The organism is Micromonospora sp. NPDC050397 (assembly GCF_044901685.1).
Lineage (GTDB): Bacteria > Actinomycetota > Actinomycetes > Mycobacteriales > Micromonosporaceae > Micromonospora_G.
The window spans coordinates 146,224-165,413 of the sequence record NZ_JBJDPS010000004.1 but is presented as its reverse complement, the minus strand read 5'-3'; the positions used below and the strand labels follow the sequence as shown (position 1 = coordinate 165,413).

Annotated in this window: 24 protein-coding genes and 1 other RNA gene; 9 read left to right on the top strand and 16 right to left on the bottom strand. The window is 70.4% G+C overall.

Annotation, left to right across the window (positions count from 1 at the left end):
* Positions 1-87: 87 nt before the first annotated feature.
* Positions 88-387, bottom strand: a complete 300-nt coding sequence (locus ACI2K4_RS16515) for a CDGSH iron-sulfur domain-containing protein (protein WP_404512142.1) — start codon at positions 385-387, stop codon at positions 88-90.
* Positions 388-549: 162 nt separating this feature from the next.
* On the opposite strand from ACI2K4_RS16515, the gene ACI2K4_RS16510 reads away from it, so the two are divergent.
* Together ACI2K4_RS16510 and ACI2K4_RS16505 are read left to right on the top strand one after the other, a co-directional pair.
* Complete coding sequence (locus tag ACI2K4_RS16510) at positions 550-1,011, top strand: DUF6789 family protein (protein ID WP_404512140.1); 462 nt, start codon at positions 550-552, stop codon at positions 1,009-1,011.
* Between the two features lie 284 nt (positions 1,012-1,295).
* Entirely contained in the window at positions 1,296-1,955 is a 660-nt protein-coding gene (locus ACI2K4_RS16505) for a DUF6766 family protein (protein WP_404512138.1), read from the top strand.
* A 58-nt stretch (positions 1,956-2,013) separates the two neighbouring features.
* Here ACI2K4_RS16505 and ACI2K4_RS16500 read toward each other — a convergent pair whose 3' ends face one another.
* The 4 genes from ACI2K4_RS16500 to ACI2K4_RS16485 all read right to left on the bottom strand — a co-directional run bounded on the left by ACI2K4_RS16500 (position 2,014) and on the right by ACI2K4_RS16485 (position 4,709).
* Positions 2,014-2,655 (bottom strand): DUF3618 domain-containing protein, encoded by a 642-nt coding sequence (locus ACI2K4_RS16500; protein ID WP_404512136.1) that lies wholly within the window; start codon positions 2,653-2,655, stop codon positions 2,014-2,016.
* Complete coding sequence (locus ACI2K4_RS16495) at positions 2,652-3,101, bottom strand: phage holin family protein (protein WP_404512134.1); 450 nt, start codon at positions 3,099-3,101, stop codon at positions 2,652-2,654. The genes ACI2K4_RS16500 and ACI2K4_RS16495 overlap by 4 nt, the downstream gene beginning before the upstream one ends.
* A complete protein-coding gene (locus ACI2K4_RS16490; protein WP_404512132.1) occupies positions 3,098-3,823 on the bottom strand; it encodes a hypothetical protein in 726 nt (241 codons plus the stop codon). The genes ACI2K4_RS16495 and ACI2K4_RS16490 overlap by 4 nt, the downstream gene beginning before the upstream one ends.
* A 166-nt stretch (positions 3,824-3,989) precedes the next feature.
* The gene (locus tag ACI2K4_RS16485) at positions 3,990-4,709 is read right to left on the bottom strand and encodes a TetR/AcrR family transcriptional regulator (protein WP_404512130.1); all 720 of its coding nucleotides are present in this window, start codon (positions 4,707-4,709) and stop codon (positions 3,990-3,992) included.
* Between the two features lie 32 nt (positions 4,710-4,741).
* Here ACI2K4_RS16485 and ACI2K4_RS16480 point away from each other — a divergent pair, with 32 nt between their 5' ends.
* On the top strand, positions 4,742-4,879 hold the full coding sequence (locus ACI2K4_RS16480) for a hypothetical protein (protein ID WP_404512128.1): 138 nt from the start codon (positions 4,742-4,744) through the stop codon (positions 4,877-4,879).
* A 181-nt stretch (positions 4,880-5,060) separates the two neighbouring features.
* The gene (locus ACI2K4_RS16475; protein ID WP_404512126.1) at positions 5,061-5,795 is read left to right on the top strand and encodes a GNAT family N-acetyltransferase; all 735 of its coding nucleotides are present in this window, start codon (positions 5,061-5,063) and stop codon (positions 5,793-5,795) included.
* A 104-nt stretch (positions 5,796-5,899) separates the two neighbouring features.
* On the opposite strand, the gene rnpB is transcribed toward ACI2K4_RS16475, so the two are convergent.
* Positions 5,900-6,339, bottom strand: an RNA gene (gene rnpB / locus ACI2K4_RS16470) — RNase P RNA component class A.
* A 92-nt stretch (positions 6,340-6,431) separates the two neighbouring features.
* Between rnpB and ACI2K4_RS16465 the strand changes: the two genes are divergently transcribed.
* Both ACI2K4_RS16465 and ACI2K4_RS16460 read left to right on the top strand, forming a co-directional pair.
* Positions 6,432-7,178, top strand: coding sequence for a sulfite exporter TauE/SafE family protein (locus ACI2K4_RS16465; protein WP_404512124.1), 747 nt, complete (start codon positions 6,432-6,434; stop codon positions 7,176-7,178).
* Between the two features lie 36 nt (positions 7,179-7,214).
* Complete coding sequence (locus ACI2K4_RS16460) at positions 7,215-7,649, top strand: GNAT family N-acetyltransferase (RefSeq protein WP_404512122.1); 435 nt, start codon at positions 7,215-7,217, stop codon at positions 7,647-7,649.
* A 15-nt stretch (positions 7,650-7,664) separates the two neighbouring features.
* Here the strand turns inward: ACI2K4_RS16460 and ACI2K4_RS16455 are convergent, their stop codons facing one another.
* Together ACI2K4_RS16455 and ACI2K4_RS16450 are read right to left on the bottom strand one after the other, a co-directional pair.
* Positions 7,665-7,853, bottom strand: a complete 189-nt coding sequence (locus tag ACI2K4_RS16455) for a DUF397 domain-containing protein (protein ID WP_404512120.1) — start codon at positions 7,851-7,853, stop codon at positions 7,665-7,667.
* Positions 7,844-8,587, bottom strand: coding sequence for a DUF5753 domain-containing protein (locus ACI2K4_RS16450; protein WP_404512956.1), 744 nt, complete (start codon positions 8,585-8,587; stop codon positions 7,844-7,846). Before ACI2K4_RS16450 ends, ACI2K4_RS16455 begins: the two co-directional genes overlap by 10 nt.
* Before the next feature lie 538 nt (positions 8,588-9,125).
* On the opposite strand from ACI2K4_RS16450, the gene ACI2K4_RS16445 reads away from it, so the two are divergent.
* Positions 9,126-10,103: a hypothetical protein gene (locus ACI2K4_RS16445; protein ID WP_404512119.1), complete on the top strand. Its 978-nt coding sequence runs from the start codon at positions 9,126-9,128 to the stop codon at positions 10,101-10,103.
* Between the two features lie 70 nt (positions 10,104-10,173).
* On the opposite strand, the gene mctP is transcribed toward ACI2K4_RS16445, so the two are convergent.
* The 3 genes from mctP to ACI2K4_RS16430 all read right to left on the bottom strand — a co-directional run bounded on the left by mctP (position 10,174) and on the right by ACI2K4_RS16430 (position 12,975).
* Positions 10,174-11,832: a monocarboxylate uptake permease MctP gene (gene mctP, locus ACI2K4_RS16440; RefSeq protein WP_404512117.1), complete on the bottom strand. Its 1,659-nt coding sequence runs from the start codon at positions 11,830-11,832 to the stop codon at positions 10,174-10,176.
* A gap of 3 nt (positions 11,833-11,835) precedes the next feature.
* On the bottom strand, positions 11,836-12,039 hold the full coding sequence (locus tag ACI2K4_RS16435) for a DUF3311 domain-containing protein (protein WP_404512955.1): 204 nt from the start codon (positions 12,037-12,039) through the stop codon (positions 11,836-11,838).
* Between the two features lie 315 nt (positions 12,040-12,354).
* A complete protein-coding gene (locus ACI2K4_RS16430) occupies positions 12,355-12,975 on the bottom strand; it encodes a hypothetical protein (protein ID WP_404512115.1) in 621 nt (206 codons plus the stop codon).
* A gap of 60 nt (positions 12,976-13,035) precedes the next feature.
* On the opposite strand from ACI2K4_RS16430, the gene ACI2K4_RS16425 reads away from it, so the two are divergent.
* Positions 13,036-13,269 (top strand): hypothetical protein, encoded by a 234-nt coding sequence (locus ACI2K4_RS16425; protein ID WP_404512113.1) that lies wholly within the window; start codon positions 13,036-13,038, stop codon positions 13,267-13,269.
* On the opposite strand, the gene ACI2K4_RS16420 is transcribed toward ACI2K4_RS16425, so the two are convergent.
* Entirely contained in the window at positions 13,266-14,597 is a 1,332-nt protein-coding gene (locus ACI2K4_RS16420) for a glycoside hydrolase family 18 protein (protein ID WP_404512111.1), read from the bottom strand. The genes ACI2K4_RS16425 and ACI2K4_RS16420 overlap by 4 nt on opposite strands.
* A 101-nt stretch (positions 14,598-14,698) precedes the next feature.
* Here ACI2K4_RS16420 and ACI2K4_RS16415 point away from each other — a divergent pair, with 101 nt between their 5' ends.
* A complete protein-coding gene (locus ACI2K4_RS16415; protein WP_404512109.1) occupies positions 14,699-15,571 on the top strand; it encodes an alpha/beta fold hydrolase in 873 nt (290 codons plus the stop codon).
* Positions 15,572-15,598: 27 nt separating this feature from the next.
* Here the strand turns inward: ACI2K4_RS16415 and ACI2K4_RS16410 are convergent, their stop codons facing one another.
* The 4 genes from ACI2K4_RS16410 to ACI2K4_RS16395 all read right to left on the bottom strand — a co-directional run bounded on the left by ACI2K4_RS16410 (position 15,599) and on the right by ACI2K4_RS16395 (position 19,175).
* Positions 15,599-16,738: a bifunctional RNase H/acid phosphatase gene (locus ACI2K4_RS16410; protein ID WP_404512954.1), complete on the bottom strand. Its 1,140-nt coding sequence runs from the start codon at positions 16,736-16,738 to the stop codon at positions 15,599-15,601.
* Positions 16,739-16,814: 76 nt separating this feature from the next.
* Positions 16,815-17,555, bottom strand: coding sequence for a zinc ribbon domain-containing protein (locus ACI2K4_RS16405; protein ID WP_404512107.1), 741 nt, complete (start codon positions 17,553-17,555; stop codon positions 16,815-16,817).
* On the bottom strand, positions 17,552-18,439 hold the full coding sequence (locus ACI2K4_RS16400) for a Nif3-like dinuclear metal center hexameric protein (RefSeq protein WP_404512953.1): 888 nt from the start codon (positions 18,437-18,439) through the stop codon (positions 17,552-17,554). The genes ACI2K4_RS16405 and ACI2K4_RS16400 overlap by 4 nt, the downstream gene beginning before the upstream one ends.
* Before the next feature lie 166 nt (positions 18,440-18,605).
* Positions 18,606-19,175, bottom strand: coding sequence for a flavoprotein (locus ACI2K4_RS16395; protein ID WP_404512952.1), 570 nt, complete (start codon positions 19,173-19,175; stop codon positions 18,606-18,608).
* Positions 19,176-19,190: the final 15 nt, after the last annotated feature.

Below are 19,190 nucleotides of genomic sequence, written 5' to 3'. Positions count from 1 at the left end.
CGACACGCGCGCCAGCACCGTCAACCTCGGCGGTCAACATGCACCCAGCACCGTCAGCCTCGGCGGTCGACATGCACCTCAGCACCGTCAGCCTCGGCGGTCGACATGCACGTCAGCGGCGTCGGCATCGGCATCGGCGTGCGCGCTGCCGTGTGCGTTGGAGCGGGGATCGGGATCGGCGGTGGCGAGGAAGCCGATCGCCTTGTGCGTACCGTCGCAGAACGGTTTGATCGACGACTTGCCGCACCGGCAGAGCGCGATCGTGTCCCGCCCCGGATCCACGGCCACCCCCAGGGCCGTACGCAGCTCGAAATCGCCCCGGACCAGCAACGGCCCGTTCTCGTACACGGTCACGGTGGCGCCTGGAACGCCTGCGTCCTGCGTCATACCGCCTACTGCCCCACGCCACCGCACCGAAACCCACCGCTGTTAGGAAGGGCCCCTTCCTCTACAAAAAGCGATAACAAGGGGCCCTTCCTTGCGTTTGGGTGGGGGGTGGGTGGGTAGGCGCGGCCGGGGCCGTACGGCGGTGCCGGGTGAGGGGGCCGGGTGGACGCGAGGAAGCGGATCAGGGGGACCGTGGACGCGACCGCGCGGGCCGCCGCCCGGGGCGCGATCGCCGCGATGGCGATGTCCGGGGTACGGCAGGCCACCACCTCGCTCGGCCTGGTCGAGCACACGCCTCCGGAACAGTTGCTCAAGCATGCCGCCCCGGCGGTCTTCTACCGGGTCCCGGTGAACCGGAGGCCGGCGCTGGTGGAGCTCATCCACTGGGGCGTCGGGGCCGCCGGTGGGGCCATGTTCGGCCTGCTGCCCCGCCCGATCCGCCGACGCGCCTGGTCCGGGCCGTTGTTCGGCTTTCTCTTCTGGGCCGGCTTCGAGGCGACGGCCGCGAAGAAGCTCGGCATCGACCCGCGCCGGCAGGGGCTGGGCGGACAGGTCGCCCTGCTCCTCGACCACACCCTGTACGGGGCCGTGGTCGGATCGTCACCCTGGCCGCACGCCGACTGACGGCGTCAACTCGGCCGCACGCCGACTGACGGCGTCAACCTGGCCACACGCCGACTGACTCCCGGCGATCGACCTCCTCCGACTCGGCCGTGATTATTACGGCAACACGCTGAGCTGCTCGTTTCCGCCGCGTCGTGGCAGGGAAGGAGTTCCCTCGTTCGGCGGAGGGACGCGTTCGGTGAAGGGGACGCGTTCGGTCAAGGGGACGCGTTCGGTCAAGGGGACGCGTTCGGTCAAGGGGACGCGTTCGGTCAAGGGGACGCGTTCGGCGGAGGGGGCCGGAAATGAGACGCTGGCTACGGGCGAACGCGCTCTCGGTGACGATGTTCGGGGCTTTTCTGCTCTTTCTGGTGCTACAGAGTGTTTTCGGGTGGCAAACCCGGAACGAGGAGTTGACCCAGTACGGCCTGCCCCCGGAGGCTTATCTTGCCTACCTCGGTACGGGACACTTCGCCGAGGCGGTCTTCGAGAACTGGGAGTCGGAGTTCCTCCAGATGGGCGGTTATGTCCTGCTCACCGCGTACCTGGTGCAGCGCGGCTCGTCGGAGTCGAAGCCGGAGCAGGGCTCGGACCGCCCGGACGACCACGCCGATCACGCGAAGCCCGACTCGCCCTGGCCGGTGCACGCGCGCGGGCTGGCGCTGAAGGTCTACCGCAACAGCCTCTCGCTGGCCCTGCTGCTGCTCTTCGCCGGCTCGTTCGTGGGGCACCTGCTCGGCGGGACCGCCGAGTACAACGAGCAGCAGGCGCTGGCGAGCGGCGCCGCCCCGGTCAACGCCTGGCAGTTCCTCGGGACCAGCGACTTCTGGTTCCAGTCGATGCAAAACTGGCAGAGCGAGTTCCTCGCCGTGGGCGTGCTCGTCGTACTGAGCATCTTCCTGCGGCAGCACGGGTCACCGGAGTCGAAACCGGTGACCGCTCCGCACGCCATGACCGGCGACTGAGCGGCCGTACCGGTCCCTCGGCGGCGCGTACCGTCGGGTCAGCGCTGACACGTACGTCTCAGCGCTGACGTACGTCGTTCGCCTTCTGCTGGGCCTGGCCACGCAGGTCCTGTCCGGCCGACTGAGCCTGGTCGCGCAGGTTGCCGGCGCTCTGCCCGGCCTTGGACTTCACCGACTCGGCGGCCTGCTGGGCCGGCTCGCGGAGATTGTCCTGAGCCTGGCGGGCCGCACCCATCGCCTGCTGCTTGAGGTCGCCCGAGTGCTCGGACGCCTTGTTCCTGAGCTGGCCGGCTGCGCGGCGCTCCGGTTCACTCGGCGGCAGCAGCGACGAGGCGAGCACGCCGAGCCCGAAGGCGACCAGGCCGGCGGCGAGCGGGTGGCCCTGCGCCCGCTGCCCCATGTCGTGCACCCGGTCACCTGCCGCGTGGCCTATACCCTGCATTCGGTCGCTCGCCGCCGACGACGCGTCGGAGAGGCGTGCCTGTCCGACGTCGCGGGCGTGCATCGAGGCGTCGCGTGCGTGTGAGGCGCTGCCCATCACGTTCTCCCTCAGTTTTTGCCAGGTGCCACGGGCGCGGTCGACCTGGTGCCGGGCCGCCCGTCGCGGGTTCACCCGGTCGCTCAGCGCGTTGATGTTCTGGCTCAGGTCGTCCTGGGTGTCCTCGATACGGGCGCGAATCTGGTCCGGATCCATGCTCATGGCTGTCCCCCCGCTCGGTGGTCTGCCTGTCCCTTCACCGCGTCCGGTATCCGCCGGACGGTTCCCGATGTCTGCGGCAACCTGCCCAGGCTGCGTACCCGAGCCCGGGCCATGGCGATCAGCACCCCGGCGATCACCGCCCAGACGGCCGCCACGATCAGCGCGGACCAGCCCTGGTCGATGACGTTCGACAGGCCCCACCACATCGCGTAGGAAAGAAACAGCAACACCATGAAACCGCCGAGGGCGGCGCCGCCGAACATCCCCGCGGCCTTGGCCGCCGTACGTATCTCAGCCCTCGCCTCGGCCTTGGCCAGCTCGATCTCCTGACGGACCAGGCTCGAGGTGTCCCGGGTGATCGCCGTGAGCAACTCCCCGATCGACGCCTGTCGCGGATCGCGCTCGCGCTCCCGGGTGGCCCTGGCTCCGTCGGTCGCGGCACTCATCGCGGTGGCCAGTCGTGTTGTGCGGCCGAGGCGGCTCCGCCGCCGGGGTCGGCTTCCTCGTCGACCGTGCCGGCACCGGTGGCGCGGTAGGAACCGCCGGGCGCGTTGGAGGTGGACTGGAACGCGGGCATGTCCCGGGGCTGCGAACCCTGTCGGTGCCCGTCGCCGTGCTGACCGCCCGGCCGGTGCCCGTCGCCGTGCTCGGCCATGCCACCACCGCTGTACGTGCCGCCGCCGTCCTGCATGCTCCGCATGCTCTTGCCCAGCCGGCCGACGAGCACTCCGGCGACCGCCGCGCCGGCGAGGAAGAGGCCGGGGTTGCGGCGCGCGTAGTCGCGTACCTCGTGCACCACCGTGCCCGGCTCGCGCTGGTTGAGCCATTCGGCGGCCTGGTGGGCGCGGCCGGCGGCGTGCCGTACCAGGTCCCCCGCCATGCCCGGCTGGTCGTTCCGGTCGGACATCGCCTGGAGTTGGTCGCCGAGTGCCCGCAGTCCGTCGGCGGCCCGGTGCTGCTGGGCCATCGCCTGCTCCTTGAGCTGCGAGGACGCCTGCCCCATCAGCTCCCGTGCCTGGCGGCTGGCCTCGCCGGCCACGTCCTTGCCCTGCGCGGCGGCGCTCTGCGCGAGCTGGCCGCCGGCCTGGGACACCTGCTGGCCGGTCTGCGCGGCGCCCTGTTTGGCCGCCTGAACCTTGCCGTCGCCGACCCCAGTGCTCTGCGTCATCGAGACTCCCAACAGCGGCGCGATCCGCCCCGACCGGACGGCCGAGACAACGCCTGGCTACCCGGCAGGCGGTGGCTTATACGTCTCCCCTGGTCACGGCACCTGTCTCGGCGGAGCAGGAGCAGGCACCTCTCGCGCTAGCCTGGACCACCCACCTCGGTGCGGCTCAGGCACCGATCCGGCTGAGCAACTCGCGCATCAGGGCCAATTCGCCCGGGGTGAGACCGTCGGGTTCCCGGTCCAGGGCGACGAGCAGCGCGATAGCCGAGGTGGTACGCGATTCCCTCCCCCGCGCCTGCTCTCCAACGGCGGTGCTGAGCACGGATGCGAGGATCGTGTCGCGTACGTCCCCGGAGAGGCGCCTGTCGCGATCGTGCTCCGGTTGGGTGATCAGGGTGAGCGTCACGCCGACGTTGGCGGCGAGGATCCGCGCCGCCGCCTCGGCCGGCGGCACCCGGAGCAGACCTCGCCGGGCGACCTCGTCCAGGAGTCCGACCAGCATGTCGGTGGCGGGTCCGGTGATCGCGCAAGGGCGCCCCGGCTCGACGTTGCCGTAGAGCAGGGCATAAAAATTCGGGTGCGCGAGGCCGAAGGCGACGTGCCGGTCCCAGCCGTCACTCAGGTCACGGACCGGGTCGTCGGAGAGTTCGGGCGAACCCGCGGGTGAGACATACTGCGTGAAGCCGTGCTGGATCACCGCGTCGACCAGCCCCTGCCTGCTGCCGAAGTGGTGGTAGAGCGTCGGCGCGGTCACCCCGGCGAGTTCGCAGACCGCCCGGGTGGAGAAGGACCGGTCGCCACTGTCCAGCAACCGCGCGGCGGCCAGCAACAGCCGGTCCCGCGCCGGAGCGGCCTCGTCGGTCGGCACCGCCTGATCCGATTGCACGGCGCTATATTAACCCGCCTAGCAGCGCGTACGTGATCGAGCTGGGCCGTCGTGGGTACTACCGGAGGATGTTCGTCTTCTTCTCGAACCGACTGGGTTGCCTCGGCTCGATCCTGGTGTCGCTGGCCCTCACCGCCCTGCTCATCCTGGTGGTCTCACTGATCTGGTGAACTCACACCTCTGGTGAAATCACACCGTCCTGACCACTGGCCGCCGGGCGTTGCCTGGTCGGGCTGCGGTCTCCGGCTGGTCGGGCTGCGGTCTCCGGTCGCGGCGATAGGACGGCCGGACCCTGATCGATGCCGTCGGCGACGTGCAGCGGTTCACCGCGAGCCGTTTAAGATCAATTTCGTGGAACCGGTCGAAACACTGCTCGCCGCGCATCGCGCGTACCTCCTCGGGTGGAACGTCGGAATTGCCGGCGGGTCGGATCTGGTGACGTACCGCAGCGACGTTCGGCACGCGACGCTCAACGGCGTGTTACGCGTCTCCGGGCGTACGCCGGATAATGCTCTCGCCGAGGCGCGCGAGCGGCTGGACGGCGTACCCAGAATCTGGTGGGCTGGTCCGGACAGCGACGCCGGCACGGCCGACGGCCTGGTCGCTCTCGGCGCGGTGCCGATCGCCAACCTGCCGATCATGACGATGGAGGTCGATCGCGTCGCCCCGGTTCCCACCCCCGTCGGGTTCCGCATCGCCGAAACCACCGACATGGACAAATTCGTTCCGGCCTACGGCCGGGTATCGGGAATTCCCGCCGAGGAAATGGCAACCGCGATCGCCCGGGAGAAGGCCTTCGCCGGGGATGGCACGGTAATCCGGCTCGCCGGTCGCTTCGACGACGGCCCTGTTGCCGGCACAGCCGTGGCCTGGCTGAGCCATGGCCTGCTAACCCTTTACTTCGTCGGCACGCAGCCGGAGCACCGCCGACGCGGCGTCGGCGCGGCGATGACGGTGGCCGCGATCGACCTGGCCCGCGAGCGCGGCGTCGGTACGGTCGCCCTCACGTCGAGCGAGGTCGGCAAGCCGCTGTACGGCCGCCTCGGCTTCCGCACCGTCGGCACGTTCCAACTCCTGTCGTTCTGAGGATCATGCTCCACCGGGTTGCCGGACCAGATGACAGGAGCAGCGCACGACGGTACGGGAGCCAGCGGGGTTGCCCGTAGTCGTGGCTCTGACCTGGTGGGCGACGGACGAGTCGACCTGTACGCCGGATTCTGTGCCCGGCGGCACCGTTGCCGGTGTCGCCGGCGGCGGCCATCCATCTCGGCCTACCGTCGCCGGCAGGCTCCAGCGGCCTACCCGCAGACATCGGGCGGGCAGCCCTCGAGCGTCTGCGCGGGCCGTCACCTCGCGGTGATGGCCCTGTCTTGGCCTTGCTCCGGGTGGGGTTTACCTAGCCACCCCGGTCACCCGGGATGCTGGTGGGCTCTTACCCCACCGTTTCACCCTTACCTGGCGTCACCCACCGAACTGTTCGGCTCGGCGGGCTCGGCCGGGCGGTCTGTTTTCTGTGGCACTTTCCCGCGGGTCGCCCCGGGTTGCCGTTAACAACCACCCTGCCCTGTGGAGTCCGGACGTTCCTCGGTGACGGGCTCGCACCCGCCGACGCGACCGCCCGGTCAACTCGTCCGTCGCCCGGCAAGTCTACTTGTCGACACCGTCACAGAGCGGCCGGGAGTAAGGGCGTCCCGACCTGCCGTCTGACTACTCTCAGCAGCGATGGATCTCCTCGACGCGGGCCTGCTGCTCGCCGCCGGGCTCGCCGCGGGCACCATCAACGCGGTTGCCGGCGGTGGGTCGCTGATCACCTTCCCGGCACTGATCGCGATCGGCATGCCGCCGATCCAGGCGAACGTGACCAATTCCGTGTCGGTTTGTCCGGGTTATCTGGCGGCGGTCGCCGGCAGCAAGGATGATCTGCCGCCGTACAGCCGGTTGTTGCCCTTGATCCCCACGGCCGCGCTCGGCGCCGCCGCCGGTGGCCTGCTGCTGCTCAACACCTCGGAGGACGCCTTCAAGGTTGTCATCCCGATTCTGGTGCTCGGGGCGACGGCCGTACTCGCCTTCCAGGATCGTCTTCGCCGGCTGGTCGGCCACCCGGCGGAGCTCAGCCCGCGCCGCCGTACGCTCACCCTTCAGGGCATGGTCGCGGTCGGCTCGGTGTACGGGGGCTACTTCGGTGCCGCCCTCGGCGTGATGCTGGTGGCCGGTCTCGCCCTGGTGCTGGACGAGTCGCTGGCCCGGGTGAGCGCCCTCAAGAACGTGATCTCGGCGGTGGTCGGGCTGACCACGATCGCGATCTTCTCCGCCTTCGGTCCGGTCGACTGGGCCGCCGTGGCGATCGTCGCACCGGCAACCCTGGTCGGCGGCTACTTCGGCGCCCGGTTGGCCCGTCAGCTACCGCCGGCCGTACTCAAGGGCGTGATCGTCGCCTTCGGTACGACCATCGGCGTACTCCTCATCTAGGGTCTGGGGACCCAGCCCGCTCCCGGGAGACACCACATGATCACTATCGGCAAACTCGTTCCGGAGGATCGTCCGGACTGGGAGGCGCTGTTCCGCGCCTACATCGAGTTTTACCAGCGCGGGTTGTCGCCCGAGATGTACGACAGGGCCTGGCGTGCGTTCCAGGACGACACCCGGATGCACGCCTTCGGCGCGAAGCTCGACGGCAAGCTCGTAGGGATCGCGCACTTCCTGATCCACGCCAACACCTCGGCGCCGGACGTCTGCTATCTCCAGGACCTGTTCACCGCGCCGGAGGCCCGGGGCAGGGGTGTGGCCCGCGCGTTGATCGGCGCGGTGACCGAGTGGGCGCGCGAGCAGGACTGCTACCGGGTCTACTGGTCGACGGAGGAGACCAACATCATCGCGCGCCGGCTCTACGACCAGGTCGCGATCAACCGGGGCTTCATCCTCTACCAGATCAACCTGTAGCCGCTCGGCCGAACGTCAGCGGCTGGCGACCCGGCCGACGAACGCGCGCCAGGCGGCCGGGGCGAAGGTCAGGGTGCCGCCGTCGCGGTTCTTGGTGTCCCGGACCAGCACCCGGCCGGGCAGGTTGTCGGCCACCTCGACACAGTCGCCGCCGTTGTTGGAGCTGCGGGTGGACGTGCGCCAGGTGGCGCCGGTCAGGTCCATGTCTTCGCCACTTCCTTGATCAGCTCGATCGACCGTCGATGCGGGAGGGCTTCCCCGGTAACACTTTCCCACCGCTTCCCAAGGCTCACAAGGTCGCTGCTCAGCTTCACCATCTCGCCGCGCAACTGGGTGTCGACGTGGCCCGCCTCGGTCCCGTCCGGCATCGTGGCGAGCACGAACGGACCGGCCAGGCCGGTGTGCCACGGGGTGTCGGACGGGATGACCCGGATCTGGACGTGCTCCCACTCGCCGATCGTGACCAGGTGTTCGAGCTGTTCCCGCATCACCGCCGGCCCACCGACCATCCGCCGGAGCACCACCTCGTCGAAGATGGCGATGAACTGCGGCGGCCTCTCCCCCGACAGGATGGCCTGTCGCTGGAGTCGCGAGGCCACCAACTCCTCGACCTCCTCGGGCGGGGTCACCGATCCCACCCGGAGCATGGCTCGGGCGTAACGCTCGGTCTGGAGCAGCCCTTGCAGCACGAGCGGTTGATAGGACCGGATCAGGGTCGCCGAGCGTTCGGCCTCGGCCCAGGGGCGGAACCAGGCCAGGTCGCGGCGGCGGAACGGCTCGGGCCAGAGCTCCGCCTGCTCGCAGCCGAGGATCTTGGCCACGGCAAGCCGGGTACGCGGATGCGGGGTCCGCCCCGGCGAGAGCCAGCGAGCCGCCGTCTTGGGGTCGACGTGAACCTTGTGCGCGAGGGACTCGGTCGTCTCCCCCGCCGCTGCCATCGCCAACCGTAGGGCCTCGTTGTGCACGATGCGGCTCCCCAAAGGACGCTCGGATTCGGTAGGGACACCTTAAATGGGAGGGCCAGGAAAAGAACAGCACGGGATTTCCGATGATCACGAAGAGTTCGGCCGGCTATAGCGAGCAAAACTCTTCACGATCATGGGAGGGACCGGATTTTGCGGCAGGCGGGAGGCTCTGCTCCAGCAGGGGTTATGGCTTGTGTACGTCCACTGGGGACTGTCATGTTCAAACGCTTCCCGATTGACGTGGTCCGGTTCGGCATGGAAAGAAATGACCTCATTCCGTCGGTGAAGTGACCGGTAAACGTCCCCGATTCCGACACGCCGAACCTCCGTCAACCGGATACGCCGATACGCGACACCAAAGACGACAGACAAGACGCCCGGCGAAGCGGCTCCCGTACGCCGACACCGGCCCCGGGCGCAGGATCGGCACCACCCCGGGGAGCGGGGCTGAACCGATTCCGGGCGGCGTCCGTGACGGTGGTGAACCTCGTTCACCAAGATGGAGTTACCGATGTCGGATTCGACTGATCCTTCCCAGGGCACACCCCAGGCTGACCTTTCGCAGGGCACGACGCCCCAAGCTGTTCTCTCCCAGGACACACCCCAGGCTGATCTCCCCCAGGACACACCCCAGGCTGCTTTCTCCCGGGACACACCCCAAGGTGATCTCCCCCAGGACACACCCCCGGCTGATCTCCCGCAGGGCGCACCGGCGCGGGAGCAGGCCATCCCGCAACCGGCGCGTCGGTGGTCACCGGCTCGCAAGATCCTGATCGCCCTCGCCGCACTGGTCGCACTGGCGCTCGCCGCGACCGGTGGGGCGTACGCGGCCGCGCCCGAGAAGGTGACCGGGGCGTTCGGCCACTCGACGCAACCGTCCACGTCACACCCGGCGACAACACCACCGGCGACCGGGGAGCAGACGAACGGGGAGCAGACGAACGGTCAGCCGTCGAACGTACCGTCGGCGGGGTCGACGGCGCCGGGCGGCGGGGTCGGCTCCCCGCCGACCGGGCCGACCCCGGGCGGTCCCATCGCCGGTGGTGCGATCACCGTCGTGGCACCCGCCACCCTGGGCGGACGGCCCAGGATCGGCGACGAGAGCACCGGTGGCACCGGCATGCCCGACGATTCCGGGGTGCCCGAGGTCACCGCCACCGCACGGGGCATCTACGGGAACGCGGCGACCCAGGACATCGTGATCGTCACGGCGGTGGCGTCGACCAGCGGCACCCCGGAAAGTCGCCTGTCGCAGTTTATTTCCGGGGTGAGCCAGGAACTCGACGTCCACAATTTCACCGAGGCCGATCCCGGCCCGCTGGGCGGGTTGGCCCGGTGCGGTGACGGGCGACTGAACGGCGTACCGGTGGCGGTTTGTGTGTGGTCCGACGCGGGCAGCGCGGGCGCGCTCGTACGAGTGTTGCAGAGCTCCCCGCTCTTCCGGGCCGACTTCCCCGCACTCCGCGCCGAGGTCGAGCGCCGCGCGTGAAAGGAAGGGCCCCTTATTAACGCTATGCGTTAATAAGGGGCCCTTCCTTTCACGCTTCACGCTTCACGCTTCACGCGACGGGTTCGGTCGGGACCTGCTCGGTCTCGCGGCGTTGGGCTGGGACGATCCGGGCATCGCCCTCGTCGGCGAAGTAGTCGTCGCGGGCGGTCCCGTCCTCACCCTCGGCGACCTTGGCCGCCCGCAGGATCAGCGTGAAGATGACCGCGACCAGCAGGTTGACCGCGACCGCCACCAGGCCGACGTAGATCGTCTTCGGGGTGTCGAAGCCGAACTTCTCCAGCGCGAAGGCGCTGCCGCCGAAGTGTTCCCGCTTTGTCGCCGGGTTCGGGATCTGGTAGAGCATCCACATGCCCAGCCCCATGCCGGCGATCCAGCCGACGATCAGGCCGCCCCGGTGGAACCAGCGGGTGTAGAGGCCCAGCGCCACCGCGGGCAGCGTCTGGAGGATGATCACGCCACCGATGAGTTGCAGGTCGATGGAGAACTGCGGGTCGAGGAAGACGATGCAGGCGACCGCGCCGACCTTGACCACCAGCGAGGCGATCTTCGAGACGTTCGCCTCCTGGGCGGCGCTGGCATCCCGCTTCAGGTACTCCTTGTAGATGTTGCGGGTGAACAGGTTCGCCGCGGCGATGGACATGATCGCGGCGGGGACCAGGGCGCCGATGCCGATGGCCGCGAACGCGATGCCGGCGAACCAGCTCGGGAACTGCTGCTCGAAGAGCAACGGCACGACGGTGTTGTTGTCGACGCTCCCCTCGGTGGCGCCGGGCAGCGGCGTCACCCCGGCCGCGATGGCCATGTAGCCGAGCAGCGCGATCAGCCCGAGCAGCAGGCTGTAGGCCGGCAGCGCGGACATGTTCCGCTTGATCACGTCGCGGTTCTTGCTGGCCAGCACGCCGGTGATGCTGTGCGGATAGAGGAAGAGCGCGAGCGCGGAGCCGAGGGCCAGGGTGATGTACTGGAGCTGGTTGTTCTGGTTGAGCAGGATGCCGTCGCCGGGTGCCGGGCTCGCGTCGAACTTGGCGTCCGCCGCGTCGAAGATCTCCCCCCAACCCCCCAATTTGTACGGCAGGTAGATGACCGCCACCAGGATCACGATGTAGATCAGTGTGTCCTTGACAAACGCGATCAGCGCCGGTGCCCGCAGCCCGGACTGGTACGTGTACGCGGCCAGGATGGCGAACGCGACGATGATCGGCAGGTGCCGGGCGAGCGTGCTCTCCCCGGTCACGCCCATGGTCTTGAGCACCGCCTCGATGCCGACCAGTTGCAGCGCGATGTAGGGCATGGTGGCGGCGATGCCGGTGATCGCGATGATCAGGGCGAGCGTCGGTGAGCCGAACCGCTGCCGGACGAAGTCGGCCGGGGTGACAAAGCCGTGCCGGTGCGAGACCGACCAGAGCCGGACCAGCAGCAGGAAGACCAACGGATAGATGATCACCGTGTACGGCACCGCGAAGAACCCGGCGGCGCCGGCCCCGAAGAGCAGCGCCGGCACGGCCACGAAGGTGTACGCGGTGTAGAGGTCGCCGCCGACCAGGAACCAGGTGATCCAGCCGCCGAAGCTGCGCCCGCCCAGCCCCCACTCGTCCAGGTGGGCCATGTCCTTGGGTGCCCGCCACCGGGCGGCCACGAAGCCCATCACGCTGACCAGCAGGAAGAGCAGCGTGAAGATGATGATCTCAGTGAGATGGTCGCGCCACATGGTTCACCCCCGCCGCTTCGTCATCTGGTAGACCAGCGTGGTGCTGGCGACCCCGAGCAGGACGAAGGCAAGTTGTAGCCAGTAGAAGACCGGGAAGCCGAAGAGCCTCGGCGTGTCCTGGTTGAACAGCAGGGTGACCAGCGGCACCACGATAGGGACGAAGAGCAGCCAGTTCCACGGGCTGCGGTCACCCGCCCTCGACTCCACGACGGCCGTCGGGACGGAGGCGTCGGCGGTGCCGGTGCCGGCCGGATCCGGTGGGTCCGCCGTACCGGGATTGGCCGATTCTGGTTCGCTCATCGCACACCTCCGCCAGCGTCGTGATCTCGTACGCGGGCGGAGGTTATCGGGACTGTGACTGCGGTCACGGTCCGGAAACAGGAGTGGTGCGCCGAACGGCGAGCGCGCTGCGCCGAACGGCGAGCACACCGGGCCGAACGGCCAGCGGAAGCGCTTTCCCGCAGCCCACCCGCTATCCACACCCGAACCGGGACAGCGCCGGGACGTGAACGTCCGTCACGCTCAGTCGTGTACGTTCCACACGGTCGCGTGGATCTCCCACGCGCCGTCCCTGGGTCGCAGGAACTTGACCAGGACGACCCGACCATTCCCCGTACGGACGCAGAAGCTGCTGTTCTCGTCGAATGTCGCGACGCGCACCGCGTACCGAGCGAGGAGATCGGCACAGTCGGCCGGCGTCGGGTCACTGGCGCCGGACCACCTGGCCACGTTCTTGCTGCTCGCCCCGAAGGTGACCAGTTGGTTGCTCGACCCGTCGTAGATGTCGATCTCCGGTCCGGCACGATCGTTTGACGGCGGGGTGACGTCGAAGTCGATGCCGTTGTTGTCGAACAGCAGGGTGTCGCTCCACACCGGGGCGTAGGCGGGTCGGACCGGGAGTTCCGCCGAGGGGGTGACCCACCCTGGTCCGCCGGACGGCCCGTTGGGCGGCTCAAGGGACGGTCCGCCGGACGGCCCCGCGGTCTGCGCCGACCGCGCCGGCTCGGCCTGCCTGACCTGGTAGAAGAGAGTGAGCCCACCGACAACAGCCGTGATCAGAGTGGCCACCGCTCCGAGAACCGCTACCACGATCTGCCAGAGGGGTGTCCCGGCCGCCTGACCGGGTGGTGGTGCGGGGATCACGGACTCACCCCTCCCCTCGGCACGGTGGCGACCGCCTGAATTCTGGCACGCCCGACCGAGGTGAGGGTCCACGGCAACGGCAACAGCAACAGCAACAGCAACGGCAACGGCAACGGCCAGGGCGACGGCGACGGCGACGACCGCGACGGCCACGACAACGACAACGGCAACGGCGACCGCGACGACAACGACGACAACGACCGCGCGGCCGGGTCGGGCCGTGCGGTCGTTGTCGGTGTCGTGCCGGGCGGTCCGGAGGGTCCGGCCCGGCGATGGGCCAGAGCGACGGGCTAGAAGGTCCAGAGGCCGATCGAGAGGGCCTTGGTCAGTGACGCGTTGTCGTCATCACCGTCGAGCGACCAGACCATCGCCCCGCCCAGTCCCTCCTTGCGGATGTAGAGCGCCTTCTGCAACAGCACCGCCGGGTCGTCGTACGTCCAGAGGGTGGTGCCGTCGAACAGCCAGGCGTGCCCGGCCCGCAGGTCGCGGTGGAGCGTGTAGCCGTTGCCGACCAGGTTCTTCAGCACCTTGTAGTCCTCGGAGCCGGCCTCGAAGGTGGCCGGCGCCGGGCCGGTGGCGGGTCCGAAGAGGCCGTTGCCGCCGCTGGTGATCCCGGTCCAGCCCCGACCGTAGTACGGGACGCCGAGCACCAGCTTGCGGGCCGGCGCACCCCGGTCGAGCCAGGTGTCGATCGCCACCTCGACGGAGAAGTCGGGGTTGTCCGGGGCACCGGCCGGCACCCGCAGCGCGGACTGCTGGTTGGCCCGCGCGTCCCAGCCGCCGTGGAAGTCGTAGCCCTGTACGGTGGCGAAGTCCAGGTACTTGAAGATCTTGTTGCCCTCGAAACCGGCGTCGATGGTCGCCGGGGCGGCCGGCAGGAACGCGGTCAGCTCATAGTGCTCACGCGTCTTCTTGCCGTACGCGTCGAGCTGCTTGCGGAACTCGGCGAGCAGCTTGGTGAAGTTCTGCTTGTCCTCCGGGCGGATCACGTTGCCCGGCTCACCGGGCGAGCCCGGCCACTCCCAGTCCAGGTCGATGCCGTCGAAGACGCCGGCCCCGGTGCCGGGGGCGGTGCCCGGCAGGTTGCCCTTGAGGTAGAGGTCGATGCAGGAGGCGACAAACGCCTTGCGCGAGGCGTCGGTGGCGGCGGCGTTGGAGAAGTACGTCGACCAGCTCCAGCCGCCGAGCGAGATCAGCACCCGCAGGTCGCGGTGCTTCGCCTTGAGCTTGGCGAGCTGGTTGAAGTTGCCGTTGAGCGCCTGTCCCGGTGCGTCGGCGACCCCGTCCACACTCTCCTCGGCGGGAACCGGCCGCTGGTAGTCGGCCCAGGGGTCACCCTCGCCGGGTCCGCCGTCGATGAAGCACTTGCCGTCCTCGCTCACGTTGCCGAAGGCGTAGTTGATGTGGGTGAGTCGGGCGGCGGCGCCGGAGGTGTCGAGCTTCTTGACCGGGAAGCCCCGGCCGTAGATGCCCCACTGGGTGAAGTAGCCGACCTTGTAGTAGCCGTCCGTTCCCCGCTCCCGCCCGCCGGAAGCACTGGCGGCGGTCGGCGGAGCAACGGTGAACAGTACGGACGCGGTGGCGATCAGGACACCGAGTCGACGGACGAGACGGTTGTTCATCCACACTCCTGAGGGACCTGCGATCTGTAAGGAAACCTTGCAGATCGATGATGTGGGCAGCGCTTGCTGCGGTCAAGCATTCTCTCTGGCATGCTGGTCCGGTGCCGAGGTTTCCCTCGTACGACGCGACCGGGTTGGCCTACCACGTGCACGGAGCCGGGCCGCCCCTGGTCTGCCTGCCAGGTGGCCCCGGACGCGCATCGTCCTATCTGGACGATCTGGGCGGGCTCTCGGCGTACCGGACACTGATCATGTTGGATCACCGGGGCACCGGTGAGTCCGAGGTGCCGGCCGACCCCGGGAGCTACCGCGCCGACCGACTGGTCGACGACGTCGAGGCGCTCCGTACGCACCTCGGGCTGGACCGGATGAGCCTGCTCGGCCACTCGGCCGGCGGCGACCTGGCCCAGCTCTACGCGGCCCGCTTCCCCGACCGGCTGGACCAGCTACTGCTGATCACCCCGGCGCTCTGGGCGACCCGGACCGAACTCGCCGGCCTGGTCGACGCGCTCGACGCCCGCGCCGACGAGTGGTGGTACCGGGAAGCACGGGCGGCCTGGAACGCTCTGACGGAGGCGATGGCGGGCGGTGCGACCCTGACCGAGACCGCCCCGCTCCGGCGCGCCGCCGCGCCGTTGCACTACGGCCGCTGGGACGAGCGCGCCCGCGCCCACAACGACACCGACGCCTGGGAACGCGCTCACCCCGCCTCCGAGGGCTTCTACGCCGGCTTCGAGCCGGACAGCGAGGCGGTCCGCGCCGGGCTCGCCGCGCTCGACGTACCGGTGCTGGTGCTGGCCGGTGCGCTGGACCCGATGCCCGCCCCGCCGGCCGCCCGGCTGCTGGCCGACCTCTTCCGCCGGGCCGACCTGGTGGTGCAGGAACGGGCCGGACACTTCCCCTGGGTCGACGACGCACCCGGCTTCACCCGGTTGCTGCTCGACTTCCTCACCGCCCGTCCGGTCGCGCGCTGACCGGCGGCCCGACCGGGCGGCGAGGGGTCAGAGGTCGGCCAGGTGCGCGGTGTCGTTGACGGTCCGGACCGCTACCCCGCCGTCCGGCCAGAAGTCCACCGTGGACAGCCCCGCCGGTTCGAGGTAGAGCCGGTGCAGGAACGCGTCCCCGGCCGCGAGTGCGTCCCGGAGCAGGATCTTCAGCGGCGAGACGTGCGAGACCACCACCACGGTCTCCCCCGGGTACGCGGCCAGCAGCGCCGCCACCGCGCGCCGCACCCGGGTGGTGACCGCCCGGAACGACTCCCCACCGGGCGGCGCGACGCTCGGCGAGGCGAGCCAGGCGTTCATCTCGCCCGGCCAGCGCGCCTGCACCTCGGCGAAGGTCTGTCCCTCCCAGGCGCCGAAGTCGCACTCGATCAGGTCCTGGTCGACCGTCACCGGCTTGCCGGCGAGCTGGCCGCTGATGATCTCGGCGGTCGCCGTACAACGGGACAGCGGTGAGCTGACCACGGCCGCCGCCGAGGGTGCCAGCCGGGCCACCCGGGCGGCCGTCGCGCGGGCCTGGGCCAGGCCCCGCTCGGAGAGCGGCACGTCGCCGCGACCCGAGTAGCGCCGCTGCGCGGTCCGCTCGGTCTCGCCGTGCCGGACCAGCAGCAGCCGGGTGGCGGTCGACGCCGGCCTCGGCTCCCAGGCGGTACGGGTGGTCGAGCCCTGCGCGGCCACCTCCTGGGCACGGGCCCGGGTGGACGGCTCCGACCCGGCCGCCGCGCCCGCCTCGACCACCGCCGGCCTGCCGGCGGCCAGGTCCATCGCCGCGTTCGCCAGCGCGTCGGCGTGCCGGTTCTGCTCGCGCGGGATCCACTGGTAGCGCACCGCGTCGAACTTGCGGACCAGCCCGGCGGCCTGTGCCGCCAACGGGCGCAGGCCGTGGTTCTTGATCTGCCAACGGCCGGACATCTGCTCGATGACGAGCTTGGAGTCCATCCGTACGTCGATCTCGGCGGCCCCCAGCTCGACCGCGGCCTCCAGGCCGGCGATCAGCCCCCGGTACTCGGCGACGTTGTTGGTGGCGACCCCGATCGACTCGGAGCGCTCGGCCAGGACCTCGCCGGAGTCGGTGTCCCGGACCACCGCGCCGAACCCGGCCGGGCCGGGATTGCCCCGCGCCCCGCCGTCGGCCTCCATCACGACCCGCAACCGGCCGCTCACCGGGCCACTCCGTCCGTGTTCCGCTCCGGGGTGGGGCGACCGGCGGGCACCGTCACAACCCCGACTCGGAGGTCCGCACCATGATCCGTCGACACTCCTCGCAGCGGACCACGTCGTCCGGGGCCGCCGCCCTGATCCGGGCCAGGTCGGCGCCGTACAGTTCGAGCCGGCAGCCGCCGCAGCGGCCGGCGGTGAACAGCGCCGCGCCGAGCCCGCCGGAGACGTCGCGGATCTTGTCGTAGAGGGAGACCAGGTCCGCCGGCAGGTCCGCCGCGAGGGGCTGGCGGGCACCCGCCTTGAACTCCTCCTCCTTGGCGATCTCGGCCAGCGCCTGGGCACGCCGCTCCTCGGTCGCCGCCCGGGTCTCCCGGGTCGTGGTCAGCCGCCCCTGGACACCGTCGAGCACGCTCTGCGCCGCCTCGCGCTGCTCCATCAGCTCCAGTTCGGCGTCCTCCAGCTCGCTCTGCCGCCGGTTGAGCGAGGCGAGTTCGTGTTGCAGCGCCTCCAACTCGCGGGCCGGGCCGGAGCCGAGGGTCAGCCGCGCCTGGTCCCGGTCCTTGCGGGCCCGGACCTGGTCGACGTCCTTCTCCATCCGGGCGATGTCCCGGTCGAGGTCGTCGACCGCGACCTGGGCGCGCACCCGTTCGTCCTCCAGGGCGGAGAGCTGCCGGGCCTGCGCCTCCAGCTCGGCGATCTCCGGCAGGGTCCGACGCCGGTGCGCGAGCTGTGCCAACGTGGTGTCGATCGCTTGCAGGTCCAGCAGGCGACGCTGGGCTTTCGGGTCTGCCTTCACAGGCGGTGCTCCTTGTCCACGGGGGATGCGGCATGCCCGTCAGACGTGGCGGCCACAGGCTGGGGTACGGGGGTGACGGTCGACGGCGATCCGGCCTGGACCGTCCACGGGTCGGTGTCCAGGTCGGACACGTACGCGTCGAGGCGCAGGTGATCCCGCAGGTGGGCGGCGAGCTCGTCCAACCAGGGCCGCTCGGTGGCCCAGTGGGCGGCGTCCAGCAGGGCCGGGCCGCCGTCGGCCAGGTATTCGCTCGCCGGGTGGTGCCGCAGGTCCGCGGTGAGGAAGGCGTCCACCCCGGCGGCCCGCGCGTCGTCGAGGTAACCGTCGCCGGCACCGCCGCTGACCGCCACGGTCTGGATCACCCGCTCCGGGTCACCGGCGGCGCGTACGCCCCAGGCGGTGGCGGGCAGCACGGCGGCGGCGTGCCGGGTCAGCTCGGTCAGGGTCATCGGCCGGGTGAGCCGGCCGACCCGACCGATCCCCCGGCCCTGCCCCGCCGCCGGGCTGCCGGGCGCGGCCGGGCGCAACGGGCGCAGATCGACCAGGCCGAGCCGGGCCGCCAGCGCGTCGGAGACGCCCGGCTGGGCCACGTCGGCGTTGGTGTGCGCCACGTAGAGGGCGACGTCATTCTTGATCAACTGGTGCACGATCCGACCCTTGTACGTGGTCGGCGCGACCGACGACACCCCGCGCAGCAGCAGCGGGTGGTGCGCGACGATCAGGTCCGCCCCCTCGGCCAACGCCTCGGCGACGGTCTCCGGCACGGTGTCGACCACGCAGGCGACCCGGCGCACCGGCAGCGCCGGGTCACCGAGCACCAGTCCGACCCGGTCCCAGGACTCGGCCCAGGACGGCGGGTAGCGACGGTCCAGCGCGGCCACCACCTCGGCCACACTCGGCGTCTCGGATCCAGTTATGCCCACGACGGCCCAGCTTACCGGCGCAAGCCCGTCGACCGCGCCGCCGGCTCCGACAGCCGGCGCAAGCCCGCCGACCGCGCCGCGGGCTCCGACAGCCCGGCCGGCGCGGTCGGCCGCCCGACGGGCGCGGTCAGCCGGGTCGGCCGTTGACCGCGCATCTGGTCCGCAGGGCGTCGAGCCCCAGGTGCCACGGGTACTGGTCCAGGTAGCGGGCGCCGCTGCCGGGTGGGAACGGCGGCAGCACCTCGTCGCCGAAGAGCACCGTGATGTCCCAGGTCCGCAGGCGGGCGAGGCTGGACTGGAAGGCCGGGTGCCGGGCCATGGCCGCGTTGGTGAACGGCATCGCCACGATCGGCAGGTCCAGCCCCTGCGCCTCGACCAGCAGCCCGAGGGCCAGGCTGTCGGTGATCCCGACCGCCCACTTGTTGACCGTGTTGACGGTGGCCGGTGCGACGATCATGGCGTCCGCCGGGGGCAGGACGTCCGGATCATCGGGCTGTTTGTACGCCGTACGCACCGGATATCCGGTCTGCTGCTCGAGGGCCGTGACGTCGACGAACTTCCGCCCGTCCGGCGTACTGACCACGCAGACCGTCCAGTCGTCGGACTGGGCCAGCGCGACCAGCCGGTCGACGTACCGGGCCAGCGGCGAGCCACAGGTGATCACGTACAGGACTCGTTGTCGGGTGCGGCCGGTCATCCGGCCGTCGACCCG